This is a genomic window from Arthrobacter wenxiniae (assembly GCF_013376105.1).
Taxonomy (GTDB): domain Bacteria; phylum Actinomycetota; class Actinomycetes; order Actinomycetales; family Micrococcaceae; genus Specibacter; species Specibacter wenxiniae.
Window position 1 is genome coordinate 20,361 of sequence record NZ_JAAMFM010000010.1, and the last position, 13,734, is coordinate 34,094.

Consider the following 13,734-nt stretch of genomic DNA (forward strand, 5'->3'; position numbering starts at 1 on the left):
CCGCACGGTCAGGCCGGTTTGGGCGGCCGCCCCAGCATGGCCCTGATATCGGCGGGCCGGTTGGTGGTCACCTCGGCCACGCCGGCATCCAGGCACAGCTGCAGGTCCTCCTCCGTGTCCACTGTCCACACGCGGAAGGTGCGCCCCGCGGCCAGCCAGCGGGAGGCTTTCTCCGGGTTCGCGCGCAGGTACCCGACGCCGGGCCCGGCGAGGCGGGCCACGCCGTCGTCCAGCAGGGCCTCCCCGGCCGCCTGGGAGCGGCGCGGCCTGCAGCCGGGGGCGTGCGCGGGGGCGTCGTCGGGCCTCCCGCGCACCTCCCCCACCTCTTCCAGCAGCTGGCAGAGCCTCGCAGCCGGGACGCGTTCGGCCAGGTACTTCACGGCCTCCGGGTGGAAGCTCATGAAGGAGACGTCCACCGTGCCCGCAACGGAATCCGCGGCCGACCAGCCGCGGGCGCCAAGGGCCTCCAGGGCCGCGTCCACCAGGGCGGCGTCGAAGAATGTGCCGTACTTGAATTCAAGGGCCAGCGCCACGTCCCGGCCCGCGCCCGCCAGGATGTCCAGCAGTTCGTCCAGCGTGAGCAGCTGTTCGGCCGTGCCGCCGTATTCGGGCGGGACCCGGGCGCCCTTCCAGGAGGAAAAGTCCAGTTCGCGCAGCTCCCGCAGCGTGCGGTCCGCGACGGGGCCGGTGCCGTTGGACGTCCGGTCCAGCTCGTCGTCGTGGATCAGCACCAGGGCGCCGTCGGCGGTGAGGTGCAGGTCGCACTCCACCCCGTCGGCGCCGTCGGCCAGGGCCTGCAGATAGGCGCCGCGGGTGTGTTCGGCGTAGCTGGCGCTGGCCCCGCGGTGGGCGAAGATCTGCACGGTCATGGCATCACGCTACGCTTGCTGCATGGCGCAAACACAACAGCCGCGCAGGCTTCCGTTGCCGGTTCCGGACCCCGACGTGCAAAAGACCGCCGCGCTGCGCCGGATGAAGAACATTGCGCTGGGCCTGCTGATCGCCATGGCCGTGGTCTTCTGCCTGGCCTTCGCCTTCCAGCGTGAATACCCGTGGCTGCTGTACGTGCGCGCGGCCGCCGAGGGCGGCATGGTGGGCGCCCTCGCCGACTGGTTTGCCGTCACCGCCCTGTTCAAGTACCCCATGGGGATCAAGATCCCGCACACCGCCATCATCCCCAACCGCAAGGACGACATCGGCGCGTCCCTGGGCGAGTTCGTGGAGACGAACTTCCTCTCCGAAACCGTGGTGGCCGAGAAGCTGGCCAAGACACGGCTCGCCCAGAAGGTGGGCGCCTGGCTGTCCAAGCCTGCCAATGCCCGGCGCGTGGCCACCGAGGGCGCGGCCGCCATCCGCGGTGCCATGGCCGTGCTGAAGGACGACGACGTCCGCGACGTCATCGAGTCCATGGTGCGCAAGCACCTGGTCGACCCGCCGTGGGGACCGCCCATCGGCAAGGTCGCCGGGCGGATCGTTGCCGACGGCCACCACCACGCCCTCGTCGACCTGCTGGTGGACCGTTCCACCCTGTGGATCCAGGCCAACCACGCGACCATCGCCGGGCTGGTCTCCGAACGGTCCCCCGGCTGGGTGCCGCAGTTCGTGGACGGGCTGGTGGGCGACAAAATCTACACCGAGCTCCACAAGTTCGCCCGTGCGGTGCAGGACGACCCGCATCATGAACTCCGGATCCAGCTGGACAACTACCTCGCGGACCTGGCCCAGGAGCTGCAGCACGATCCGGCGATGATTGCCCGCGCCGAAAACATCAAGGCCCAGGTGCTGGGGGACCCGGAAGTGCGTGAGGTGGCCGGGCGCGCCTGGGAGACCATCAAGACCGCGATTTCCGACGCCGTGGAGGACCCTGCGTCGGAACTGCGCCTGAAGTTCACCGCCGGCGTGCAGGACTTTGGCACCCGGCTGGCGACCGACCCGGAGCTGGCGGGCAAGGCCAACGCGTGGATTGCCGACGCCGCGTCCTACCTGGTGCGCACGTACAAGCACGAGATCGCGTCCATCATCACCGACACCGTGGAGCGCTGGGACGCGGTGGAAACCAGCGAGAAGATCGAGCTGCAGGTGGGCAAGGACCTGCAGTTCATCCGCATCAACGGCACCGTGGTTGGCTCCCTCGCCGGCCTGGCCATCTTCACGGTGGCGACCCTGATCTTCCACTGAGCAGCCAGCGGGCGGGTTGGCCCAGGCCGGCCGAAGTCATGGCCGCCGGCGTGGGACCTTCAGGGCCTTCGGCTCTTTGGGCATGTCCAGTTCCGCCCTGAGCCCGGCCGGGATTTCCAGCGGCGCGGGCCCGAAGGCACGGTGGGCCGAGGCGATGACGGCCCGGCCCATCATGTAGTTTCCCACCCCGCCCACGGCGGCACCCATGCCGAACGGAAGCGCCCTTCCCACCATGGACGCGCCACCCCTGACCGCCACCCTCTTCAGGAATTTCTTCTGCATCGAGGCGATGAGGCCCTTGACCGCCGAGATCGGCATGGACTTGCTGACGGTCCTGCCCCACGCCTGCATGGGCGTCTTGCCGTTGCCGAGGGCATGCCCGGTCAGGCCCGCCAGCATCGCGGTGCCTTCATCCCCGAGGATGATCGCCATGACCGTGAGCTGGGCCCGTTCGGGGTCGGCCAGGCGCACCCCGTGGAGTTCGGCCACGGACTGGGCGTACAGGGCGGTCGCCTCGAGGAACACCACGGTGGCGGCGGCGGAGATCGACAGCGCCGCCACGGTGCCGACACCCGGGATGATGGCCGTGGCGCCAACCGCGGCCCCGCCCGCGCCGACGCCGTTGAGGAAGTCGCGCTCCAGCCGCCGGCTCAGCTCAAACGCCGTGGCGTACGGGTGCTTCCGGCGCAGCCGCCGGAGGTTGGCCAGCACCAGGGGCCGCTGGACCTCCACGGCCTTCAGCAGCATCCCATGCACCGCCGGCCGCGGCCTGCCCTTGTCATCGAAGGCGGCCGCCGCGGCCACCCCGACGGCGGGATTCGGCTTCCGGGCGGACCGTCCGGCACCGGCCCGTTCGACATCCTTGCGTGCCATGCGCTCCCCTGACTGTTGACGTGCTTCAAGCGTAGCCGCCCATCCAGGACGGCCGGCCGCCGGTCCCGGCGCCGTGCTTCACGGAAGCGCCAAACAGCCGTGCGCGCAGGGCCGGGAAGAGGAACACCATGCCCGCCGTGAGCAGCATGTGGCCCCGGCCGGAGGCTGCGGCTCGAGTGGTTCCAGGGCGCCGGGCAGTTCGTTGTGCAGCACAAAGCCGCAACCCGCGAGGGAGATGTGTCTTCCCTGCGCCTGCCTCGCGGCTTGGCGCCGTTCCCGGCGAAGACGGTGCCAAGACACGCCGTTTCCAGCGGGATTCCGCACAGTCCGTGCAGCCACAGCCCACCTAAATCTGTGTTTATGTTGTTTCTTGTTGACAAACAAAGATAACCGCAGATAAAGTGATGTGAAACAACATCCTGTGATGCCGGTCACGCCACAAGCGAAGGAAGAAAGAGCGCCATGTTTGCAGAAGAACGTCATCAGCGCATCGCCGAACTGGTCGGCGCGCAGGGCCGCGTCGGCGTCAACGAGCTGGCGGACCTCTTTTCCATCACCCAGGAGACCGTCCGCCGCGACCTTGCCTCCCTCGAGGACGGCCGCGTCCTGCGGCGGGTGCACGGCGGTGCCGTGGCCCTGGACCGGCTCAGCCGCTCCGAGCCGAGCCTGAGCGAACGGCAAAGCCAGCGGCTGGATGAAAAACAGCGCATCGCGGAGGCGGCCCTGGCGCTGATCCCGCACGCGCAGACCGTGTCCATCCTGCTGGATTCCGGCAGCACCACGGCCGCCCTGGCGGACAGGCTCGCCGGCTGGACGCCCGCCAACAGCGGCGACGAGCTCCTGGCCATCACCAACTCGCTGCCCATCGCCACCACGCTGGGCAGCAACATGCACCTGCTGCTGGACATCCTGGGCGGCCGCGTCCGTGGCCTGACCAGCGCCGTGGTCGGCGCACGCGCCACCGAACAGCTCGGCGCGCTCCGCCCCGACATCGCGTTCCTGGGCGCCAACGGCGTCCACGCCGAGTTCGGCCTGAGCACGCCGGACCCCGTCGAGGCCGCCACGAAGACCGCGATGGTCCGCGCCGCCCGCCAAATTGTCATTCTCGCCGATGCATCCAAGCTCGGCGCCGAAACCCTTGTCCGCTTTGCCACCCTTGAGGAGGTCGACACCCTGATCACGACAGCCGCCCCCGCCCCCGATCTCGCCGCCGCACTGGAAGCCGCCGGTGTCGAGGTGGTGCTGGCATGATTCTCACCCTGACCCCCAACCCGAGCCTGGACCGCACCATCGAACTCCCCGGCCCGCTGCAGCGCGGCGAGGTCCAGCGGGCCGTGGCCGCCTCGGCGCACCCGGGCGGCAAGGGCGTGAACATTGTCCGCGCCCTGACGGTCTCCGGCACCGACGCCCTGGCGCTGCTGCCCGGGGACGCAAGCGACGACGTCGTCCTTGCCTTGGCGCGCGAGGACATCCCGCACCTGTCGCTGCCCATTGGTGCGCCGCTGCGCAGCAACGTGGCGGTCACCGAGCCCGACGGCACCACCACCAAGGTCAACGAGCCCGGCCCGGTGCTGTCCGGCGCCCAGCTCGCGGCCCTCCTGGAGCTGGCCGTGGAGAAGTCCGACGGCGCCGCCTGGCTGGTGCTGGCCGGTTCCCTCCCGCCGGGGGCGCCGGAGGGCTTTTACGCCCAGGTGATTGCCGCGGTCCGCGCCCGGTACGGTGCCGCCGCGCCCCGCATCGCCGTGGACTCCTCGGGCGGACCGCTGGCCGCCAGCGTGGACGCAGCGCCGGACCTCCTCAAGCCAAACGCCGAGGAACTCGCCGAGCTGACCGGAATCGGCGACGGCCCGTCACTGGAGGAGGATCCCTCCCTGGCGGCCGCCGCGGCACACAGCCTGGTGGAGCGCGGCGTTGCCGCAGTCCTGGCGACGCTGGGTTCCAAGGGCGCCGTGCTGGTCACGGCTGACGGCAGCTGGCTGGCCGCCGGGCCCGCCATTGTCGCCAGAAGCACCGTCGGCGCGGGCGACTCCGCCCTCGCCGGATATCTGTTGGGCACGCTGCGCGGGGACTCCCCCGCGGCATGCCTGCAGCAGGCAGTGGCCCATGGGGCGGCCGCTGCTTCCCTCCCCGGAACCCTGGTTCCGGCATTGCACCAAACCCACCCCGACGCCGTCACCGTGACGGCCCTGGATGCACGTCTTGGAGAACTCTCATGACCACACTGATCAACACCGACCTGGTGGTGCTGGACGCCAACCTCGGCGCCGACACCTCCGCAGTGATCCGCCACCTCGCCGGCATGGTTGCCGGCGCCGGCCGGGCCACCGGGACCGAGGGGCTGTACGCCGACGCCCTGGCCCGCGAACAAAAAACCGCCACGGGCGTGCCCGGCGGCATCGCCATCCCGCACTGCCGCTCCGAGGCGGTCCTGGAAGCCACGCTGGCCATGGCCCGCCTGGCACCGGCCGTCGACTTCGGCGCCAAGGACGGCCCGGCGGACATCATCTTCTTCATCGCCGCCCCCGCCGGTGCGGACAACGAGCACCTCAAGCTGCTCTCGAAGCTGGCCCGCTCCCTCATCAAGAAGGACTTCACCGCCGCGCTGCGCGCCGCGAAGACCCCCGCCGACATCGTGGCCCTCGTCGACGGCGCCCTGGCCGACACTCCGGCGGGCGCGGCGGCACCAGGCGCGGAAGCGGCCGCCGCCGCCGTGTCCGCGCCCCGCCGCCTCGTCGCCGTGACGGCCTGCCCCACGGGCATCGCCCACACCTACATGGCAGCGGACTCGCTGGTCGAGGCGGCCAAGGAGGCGGGGGTCGAACTCCAGGTGGAAACGCAGGGCTCCGGCGCCGTGACCCCGCTGGACCCGGCCGTCATCGCCGCCGCCGACGCCGTGATCTTCGCCGTCGACGTCGATGTCCGCGGCAAGGAACGCTTTGCCGGCAAGCCCGTCATCAACGCGCCCGTCAAGCGCGGGATCGACGAGCCCGCGAAGATGATCCAGGAGGCCCTTGCGACCGCCACGGATCCCCACGCGCACCGCGTGCCACACTTTGGCGCCGAGGAGGCTGCCGAGCACAATGCCGAGGTGGCGGGCGAACACCTGGGCACCAAGGTCAAGAAGGTCCTGCTCACCGGCGTCAGCTACATGATCCCGTTCGTGGCCGGCGGCGGCCTGCTGATCGCCCTCGGCTTCCTGCTGGGCGGCTACGGCATCGCCCTGGGCACCCATGCCGATGACATCCTCACCCACAACACCCTGCTCAACCTGCCCGACGGCGGAAACCTGGCCCTGTACCTGGGTGCCGTGGCGTTCAAGATCGGCGGCCTCTCGATGAGCTTCCTGGTCCCGGCGCTGGCGGGCTATATCGCCTTCGGCATCGCCGACCGCCCCGGCATCGCCCCCGGGTTCACGGCTGGCGCGGTGGCTGTCTTCATGGGCTCCGGCTTCCTGGGCGGCCTGGTGGGCGGTCTCATGGCCGGCCTTGCCGCCTACTGGATCGGCAGCTGGAAGGTGCCCCGCTGGCTGCGCGGCCTCATGCCGGTGGTCATCATCCCGCTCCTCGGCTCCATCATCGCCTCCGGCGCCATGCTGCTGTTCCTTGGCGGCCCCATCGCAGCCTTCTCCAACGGCCTGAACCACTGGTTGACGGGCATGTCGGGCGCGTCCGCCGTCGTGCTGGGCATTGTCCTGGGCCTGATGATGTGCTTCGACCTTGGCGGCCCGGTCAACAAGGTGGCCTACGCGTTCGCCGTCGCAGGCCTCGGAACTGGATCCGCCCTGAACCACGCGCCGTGGGAAATCATGGCGGCCGTCATGGCCGCCGGCATGGTCCCGCCGCTCGCCATGGCCCTGGCCACCGTGATCGACAGGAAGCGCTTCTCCCTGGCCGAACGGGAAAACGGCAAGGCCGCGTGGCTGCTCGGCGCGTCGTTCATCTCCGAAGGCGCCATCCCCTTTGCGGCCGCGGACCCCCTGCGCGTCATTCCGTCCATGATGCTTGGCGGTGCCTTCACGGGCGCAATCTGCATGGCCGCCGGCGTCACCTCGCAGGCACCGCACGGCGGAATCTTCGTTTTCTTCGCCATCGGCAACATCGGCATGTTCATCACGGCCATCCTGGTTGGCATGGTGGTCTCGGCGTTCACCGTGGTGGCGCTCAAGCGCTGGGCAGTGCGCAAGCCCGTTGAAACCGTGGGCGCACCGGAGCTTGTCAGCCAGGGCAGCTACTAACCCTCGAAGGAGTCATCATGCAGAGCTATGTCGGAGTCGGCGTCACCCCCGGCCGCGTGGTCGGGCCCGTGCGCCTCATGCCGCCCGCACTGTGCGAGCCGCCCGCCGGGGAACGGCTTCCCGCTCCCGACGGCACGGGCACCCCGCCCGAGGAGGCCGCCGCCGCGGCGCTGAAAGCGGCGGCGGCCCAGGTCAGGGCCGAGCTGGCCGGCCGGGCGTCCCGCGCCTCCGGCGACAGCAAGGCGGTCCTGGAGGCCACGGCACAGATGGCGTCCGACCCCATGCTGCTCAAGGCCGCCGTCAAGCTGATCAACGCCGGCTCCTCGGCGCAACGGGCCATCTGGGACGCCGGCAACGACGTCGCGGCCATGCTCGTCAGCCTCGGCGGCTACATGGCGGAGCGCTCCCACGACGTCCTGGACGTCCGCTCCCGCATCGTCTCCGCGCTGCGCGGGGTCCCAGCCCCCGTGATCCCTGACTCCGACGTCCCGTTCATCCTGGTGGCGGCGGACCTGGCCCCGGCGGACACGGCCACCCTGGACCCCGCCAAGGTCCTTGCCCTGGTCACGGCCGGAGGCGGGCCCCAGTCACACACGGCAATCATTGCCCGCACCCTGGGACTGCCGGCCGTGGTGGCCGCCACCGGGGTGCAGGAGCTGGCCGAAAACATACTCGTTTACGTGGACGGCGCGCAGGGTCGCATCACCACAGGGCCGGGCCCGGCCGAGCTCGCCGCCGCCGCGAAGTGGCGCGGGCAGGCCTCCCTGCTGGACACGTTCGACGGCGTGGGACGGCTGGGCGACGGCACCCCCCTTGACCTTTTGGCCAACGTGGGCGGCGCCAGGGATGCCCGGGCCGCCGCCGCCGCCGGGGCCCAGGGCGTCGGGCTGCTGCGCACCGAGTTCTGCTTCCTCGGGCACGACTCCGAGCCCGGGCACGACGAGCAGGTGGCGGCGTACAAAGGCGTGTTTGGCGCCTTCCCCGGCAAGAAGGTGGTGGTCCGCACGCTGGACGCGGGCGCCGACAAGCCGCTGCCGTTCCTGACGGACGCCGCCGAGCCGAACCCCGCGCTGGGCGTCCGCGGCTACCGCACGGACACCACGTCACCCGGGGTCCTGGCCCGGCAGCTGGCCGCCATCGCCGACGCGGCAGCCGACTCCGACGCGATCGTGTGGGTCATGGCGCCGATGATCGCCACGGCCGCCGAGGCCGCCGAATTTGCCGCCCTGTGCGCCGGCGCCGGGCTGCAAGCGCCCGGCGTCATGGTGGAGGTCCCGTCCGCCGCGCTCACCTCCCGCCACCTGCTGGACCAGGTGGAGTTCGCCAGCCTGGGCACCAACGACCTCACGCAGTATGCCATGGCCGCCGACCGGCAGCTGGGCCCGCTGGCCGCCCTCAACGACCCCTGGCAGCCGGCCGTCCTGGCGCTGGTCCGCGCGACCGTTGACGGCGCCGCGGCCCAGGGACTTTCGGCAGGGGCGCCGCCCAAGCCGGTGGGCGTGTGCGGCGAGGCCGCCGCGGACCCGGCCCTCGCCGTCGTGCTGGCTGGACTGGGTGTCAGCAGCCTGTCCATGGCGGCCCGGGCCATCCCCGCCGTCAGCGCCGTGCTCCGCTCCGTGACGGCGGAGCAGGCCCGGGAACTGGCCGCCCGCGCCGAGGCTGCCGCCACCGCCGGCGAGGCCCGCGGGCTGGTCCGCGCAGCCCTCCCGGCCCTGGCGGAGCTGGGCCTGTAGACACCGGGGCCGCGGTTTTCAGGACCCCGCCCCGGGGCTGAAATCGGTCCGTCTGCTAGGGTTTAACGTCTGCCCGTAGCAATGAAGCTAAAAGCCACAAGCAAATGACCTCCGTAGGGAGCTGGACAAATGCCCATGGACCGAAGCACGATTCACCCGGACAACGGTGTTAAGGACACCACCGAAAAGACGCAGGCCACGCCCAAAAGGCCGCGCCTGCCGCAATTGAAACGACGCCGGCTCAACATGGACCATGTCAACGTCGTCGACACGCCAATGCTGAAAAAAGCGCTCGGCGGCACCGTGGTGGGAAACACCATGGAATGGTACGACGTAGGCGTGTTCGGCTACCTGATCGCCACCATGGGGCCCGTGTTCCTGCCCGAAGCCGACAAGAGCGTGCAAACATTGTTCCTCCTCGGAACGTTTGCCGCCACCTTCCTGGCGCGTCCGCTGGGCGGCATCGTCTTTGGCTGGCTCGGCGACAGGATCGGCCGGCAAAAGGTGCTCGCCACCACGCTGCTGATCATGGCCGCCTCCACCTTTGCCGTGGGCCTGCTTCCGGGCTACGCGCAGATTGGAATCTGGGCCGCCGTGCTGCTGGTCCTCTTGAAGCTGGTGCAGGGTTTCTCCACCGGCGGCGAGTACGCGGGCGCCACCACGTTTGTGAGCGAGTACGCACCTGACAGCCGCCGCGGCTTTTTTGCCAGCATCCTGGACCTGGGCAGTTACATGGGCTTTGCCATCGGCGCGGCCCTCGTCTCCGTGCTGCAGCTGACAATGGGGCAGGACGTCATGGAGCAGTGGGGCTGGCGCCTGCCGTTCCTGATCGCAGGCCCGCTGGGTGCCATTGCCATCTACTTCCGGATGAAGATCGAGGAGTCCCCCCAGTTCCAGGCCACCCTGGACGCCAATGAAGAGAACTCCAAGTCGGCGGCTGCCGGCGATGAAGACACTTCCAGCGGCCCTGTCCGGCTGGTCAAGGTGTACTGGCGCCAGATTGTGCTCGCCATGATCCTCGTGGCCGCCGCCAACACCGTGGGCTACGCCCTGACGTCCTACATGCCGACCTACCTCACCGACTCCATGGGCTACGACCCCGTCCACGGCACGTTGCTTACCATCCCCGTGCTGGTCATCATGGCCCTGTGCATCCCGTTGACGGGACGGCTCTCCGACAAGGTGGGCCGCCGGCCCGTGCTCTGGGTCGGCGCCCTGAGCACAGTGGTTTTGGCCCTCCCGGCATTCATGCTGATCGGCGTCGGCGGCATTTGGTCGACACTTCTGGGCCTGGCGCTGGTCGCCTTCCCGGTGACGTTCTACGTGGCCAACCTGGCATCCTCCCTGCCGGCGCTGTTCCCCACCTCCAGCCGCTACGGCGGCATGGGCATTGCCTACAACTTTGCCGTGGCGATCTTTGGGGGCACCGCGCCGTTCATCATTCAGGGACTTATTACGCTCACCGGCAACGACTTGATGCCGGCGTACTACCTGATGTTCACCTCCGCGATCGGCGCGGTGGCGATCTACTTCCTGCGTGAGTCGGCCCAGAAGCCGCTGCCCGGTTCGATGCCAAGCGTGGCCACGGTGGAGGAGGCGGAAGCGCTGGTGGCCGGGCAGGACGAAAACCCCCTGCTGGACATGGACCACCTGCCCTTCGACGAGACCTACGAGCCGGCGACCCCTGGCGCGGGAATCCCCGTGACCGTGGGCCGTCCAGGAACGGACGCCTGACCCGCATGCCCTCCCCGGGTGCCGGACTCCGCCTCGACCTCGACGAATATCGGGTGCCGGGCGTGGAGTCCGGCACCCGGCCTCGTGTGGGCCACCATGGTGCGCACGGATTTCCGCAGCGTGGGGACCTCCGCCGCCCGGTAGACGTGGCCAAAGGGATCCGCCAGGATGGCCCCTTGCGATACTGCGGACGGCGGCGGCCACGGATCCGGGCCGTGCCTGAGCCAAAGGCACTCGAAGAGTGTTTCCAGCAGGGCCGGCATGGTGCCGGGGTAAAAGCGCTGCAGGGGGTAGCGGTGCGGAGCGCGGTGCTGCGCGTCAATCCAGGCCTGCCGCAGCCAGGAAAAGTCGGGTGCTCCCAGACCCGGCGCCAGTGCCAGCCGGGCGCCCGGCGCGGCGACCAGCCTGAAGGGGGCGCCATGCCGGTCCAGGATGCAGGCGGCCTCGTTCGCGTACTCGAAGGCGGCCACGACGTCCGCCGCCGATTCATGGAAGGAAAACTCCCCGCCGTCGTCCACGGAGACGAACCCCCCGTCCCCCGGCGCCTGCCGCCACACGCTGTTCATACATTCATGGAAGCATCCCCGTTGGCGCTCCGGCGAAGTCTTGACGTGATCCATACGGCGGGCGCGCAAATCCTGACACACCATTGACGCCGCGGCCCCGCCTCACGGCGCCCCCCGCCCTTCATGCCTTGCCTGGCGCGGCTCCGATGGATCCGCGCGTGCGGTTGCGGCGGCCGCTTCAAGGCCCACCACTGTCGCCTCCAGGTCCAGGAGGGATTCCTGCATCCAGACAACCGCGGAATCGTTGAGCAGTTGTGCGGACTCTTCGGCGGGGCCCTCCGGCCTGGCCGCCAGATAGTCGTCGAGCCGGCGCTGAAGGGTCAAAAGGAGCACCATGAGTTCGGCCGCCAGCTGGTCCCTCCCGCTCTTGGGCAGCTGCGCCACCCGCCGGGGCGCGGGGCGCCCGCCGGTCCGCGCCCGTGAGAGGGGCCCCGCCGCCTCCAGAAGCAGTTTTTTAACATCCGGGGGGTGAATCATGGCGTACCGCCCGGTCCCGCCTTCTCTGCGCGGGCATTCCGCGGGCACGGGCCGTTCAGGGGCCTGATGGAAGGCATCGTGGTCCCCCCCCCCTAAAAATAGCCGCAACAACATAGTCGTGCCGGGGTCTGGGGCAGGTCCCCATTCTAGTTCATTTCCCTGGGCGCGGACGGGAAACCGGCCGCAATTCTCCGGGCGGCGTGCGCGCGGCGGGTCTCCGCACCACCCCGGCACCGGAGGCAACGCGACGGCCGGGAGGCGTGCGTGCCGCTCGAACGGGCCTAAGATGAAGGAACACCCGCGGTTCCGAAGTTCGTGTCGCAGCACTTCGACAACGCCCAAGGAGGCTAAGCCCCGTGCGCCTTCTTGGATGTCCAGGAGTTGCCACGCCACCCCGGCCTTCCGCCGCGGCCCGGCCGGTTCCCCGGCACGCGGCGGCATGCGGTGCGGCGGCGCGTCATGGTTGACGATTCCACCCCTGGGCCTACGGATTTTGGTGCGGAGCTGTGCGCAGCGTTTCAGCAGAACCTGCCCATCACGGGTGTTGCCGTATCGGCCTTTCCCGGCATGGTCCCGGAGACCCCGATTTGCGCCAGCGATGCCATTTCGGCCCGCATTGACGAAATGCAATTTGAGTTGGGCGAAGGCCCCCGGTGGACGGCCATGCGGACCCGCAGGCCCGTGGCCCTGCCGAACGTGAAGTCGGACGGGCATCCACAGTGGCCAGTGTTCGCCAAGGCACTGCTGACACTCGATGTCTCGGCGCTCTTCGAGTTTCCGCTCGTGCTCGGCTCCATGGACATCGGAGTCGTTGAACTTTACAGCACCGCTTCCGGGCCCCTCAGCCCGGCCGACCACGCCAAGGCCCTCCAGCTCGCCGACGCCGCGGCCTGGAAGCTGCTTCGGCACCTGCTGACTGCCGCGCCACTGGACGCCACGGCCCCGTACCGGGACGACGGCCCCCGGCTTTCGCGCCGGGAAATCCATCAGGCAACCGGAATGGTGCTGGCCCAGGCCGGGGTCTCGGCCACCGATGCACTGCTGCTGCTGAGGGCCCATGCATTCGCCCAGGGGCGCCCGGTGCATGAGGTTGCACGCGACGTGGTCGGCAGGATCCTTGACTTTACACCCACGGGCGGGGGTGGGGGCGACGGTTCCGTGCAGTAGAATTCCGACTATGGCGATCTTAAGCCGCGCCCGGCGCGTGAGTGCCGCATTCGTCAGGATAGCGGACACCCTGGTGGTCGACTACGACGTCATCGACCAGCTGCAGACCCTCGTTGACGAGTCGGTCGCACTGCTCGACGCCACCGCTGCCGGCCTGCTGCTGGTCGATCCTGCAGGAGAACTCCAGGTCATGGCGTCCACCAGCGAGAGAAGCCAGCTCGTGGAAGTCCTGCAGTCGGAAGCGGGCGTTGGCCCGTGCGTTGACTGCTTCCGGACGGGTGCCGTGGTCTCGGTCCGTGACATTGCAGCCGACGGGTCCGCGTGGCCGCAATTCCAGTCTGCCGCACTCAGCCAGGGCTTCAGGTCGCTTCACGCCGTTCCGATGCGGCTGCGCGGCCAAACGATCGGCGCGCTGAACCTGTTCAGGCAGGAGCTCGGTTCGCTCAGTGCCGAAGATGCCGCCATCGCCCAGGCGTTCGCCGACGTTGCCACCATCAGCCTCCTGCAGGAGAGGGCGCTGCGGGAAAGCGCAGTCGTCAATGAGCAGCTCCAGCGGGCCCTCAACAGCAGGATTGTCATTGAACAGGCCAAGGGCGTCATTGCGCACACGGCCAACGCCAGCATTGACGGCTCCTTTGCGCTGCTGCGTTCCTACGCCCGGGCGCACAACCAGTCGCTCGACGAGACGGCAAGACTCGTGGTGGAACGGAAGCTCACCATTTCGTCCTGACCACCCGCCGGGCCGATTGCCCATGCCGCGGTTCAACGCAAC

Annotated in this window: 13 protein-coding genes; 8 read left to right on the top strand and 5 right to left on the bottom strand. The window is 69.7% G+C overall.

The window, feature by feature from the left end:
- Positions 1-8: 8 nt before the first annotated feature.
- Positions 9-869: a glycerophosphodiester phosphodiesterase gene (locus G6034_RS08625; RefSeq protein ID WP_176634706.1), complete on the bottom strand. Its 861-nt coding sequence runs from the start codon at positions 867-869 to the stop codon at positions 9-11.
- Between the two features lie 22 nt (positions 870-891).
- On the opposite strand from G6034_RS08625, the gene G6034_RS08630 reads away from it, so the two are divergent.
- The gene (locus tag G6034_RS08630) at positions 892-2,178 is read left to right on the top strand and encodes a DUF445 domain-containing protein (protein ID WP_246295487.1); all 1,287 of its coding nucleotides are present in this window, start codon (positions 892-894) and stop codon (positions 2,176-2,178) included.
- A 36-nt stretch (positions 2,179-2,214) separates the two neighbouring features.
- Here the strand turns inward: G6034_RS08630 and G6034_RS08635 are convergent, their stop codons facing one another.
- Both G6034_RS08635 and G6034_RS20110 read right to left on the bottom strand, forming a co-directional pair.
- Positions 2,215-3,051 carry a hypothetical protein gene (locus G6034_RS08635; protein WP_176634708.1) on the bottom strand — a complete coding sequence of 279 codons (837 nt, stop codon included), beginning with the start codon at positions 3,049-3,051 and terminating at the stop codon, positions 2,215-2,217.
- Positions 3,052-3,076: 25 nt separating this feature from the next.
- Complete coding sequence (locus G6034_RS20110; RefSeq protein ID WP_281375446.1) at positions 3,077-3,199, bottom strand: hypothetical protein; 123 nt, start codon at positions 3,197-3,199, stop codon at positions 3,077-3,079.
- Positions 3,200-3,513: 314 nt separating this feature from the next.
- Between G6034_RS20110 and G6034_RS08640 the strand changes: the two genes are divergently transcribed.
- The 5 genes from G6034_RS08640 to G6034_RS08660 all read left to right on the top strand — a co-directional run bounded on the left by G6034_RS08640 (position 3,514) and on the right by G6034_RS08660 (position 10,752).
- A complete protein-coding gene (locus G6034_RS08640) occupies positions 3,514-4,302 on the top strand; it encodes a DeoR/GlpR family DNA-binding transcription regulator (protein WP_176634709.1) in 789 nt (262 codons plus the stop codon).
- Positions 4,299-5,267 (top strand): 1-phosphofructokinase family hexose kinase, encoded by a 969-nt coding sequence (locus G6034_RS08645; protein ID WP_176634710.1) that lies wholly within the window; start codon positions 4,299-4,301, stop codon positions 5,265-5,267. The genes G6034_RS08640 and G6034_RS08645 overlap by 4 nt, the downstream gene beginning before the upstream one ends.
- Positions 5,264-7,285, top strand: a complete 2,022-nt coding sequence (locus G6034_RS08650) for a PTS fructose transporter subunit IIABC (protein ID WP_176634711.1) — start codon at positions 5,264-5,266, stop codon at positions 7,283-7,285. The genes G6034_RS08645 and G6034_RS08650 overlap by 4 nt, the downstream gene beginning before the upstream one ends.
- 17 nt (positions 7,286-7,302) lie before the next feature.
- Complete coding sequence (locus G6034_RS08655; RefSeq protein WP_176634712.1) at positions 7,303-9,018, top strand: putative PEP-binding protein; 1,716 nt, start codon at positions 7,303-7,305, stop codon at positions 9,016-9,018.
- 129 nt (positions 9,019-9,147) lie between these two features.
- Positions 9,148-10,752, top strand: coding sequence for an MFS transporter (locus G6034_RS08660; RefSeq protein WP_176634713.1), 1,605 nt, complete (start codon positions 9,148-9,150; stop codon positions 10,750-10,752).
- Here the strand turns inward: G6034_RS08660 and G6034_RS08665 are convergent.
- Both G6034_RS08665 and G6034_RS08670 read right to left on the bottom strand, forming a co-directional pair.
- Positions 10,686-11,318, bottom strand: a complete 633-nt coding sequence (locus tag G6034_RS08665; RefSeq protein WP_176634714.1) for a hypothetical protein — start codon at positions 11,316-11,318, stop codon at positions 10,686-10,688. The genes G6034_RS08660 and G6034_RS08665 overlap by 67 nt on opposite strands.
- Before the next feature lie 102 nt (positions 11,319-11,420).
- Positions 11,421-11,795 (bottom strand): hypothetical protein, encoded by a 375-nt coding sequence (locus G6034_RS08670; protein WP_176634715.1) that lies wholly within the window; start codon positions 11,793-11,795, stop codon positions 11,421-11,423.
- Between the two features lie 459 nt (positions 11,796-12,254).
- Here G6034_RS08670 and G6034_RS08675 point away from each other — a divergent pair, with 459 nt between their 5' ends.
- Complete coding sequence (locus tag G6034_RS08675; protein WP_176634716.1) at positions 12,255-12,962, top strand: GAF and ANTAR domain-containing protein; 708 nt, start codon at positions 12,255-12,257, stop codon at positions 12,960-12,962.
- Between the two features lie 10 nt (positions 12,963-12,972).
- Entirely contained in the window at positions 12,973-13,692 is a 720-nt protein-coding gene (locus G6034_RS08680) for a GAF and ANTAR domain-containing protein (protein WP_176634717.1), read from the top strand.
- Positions 13,693-13,734 lie beyond the last annotated feature (42 nt).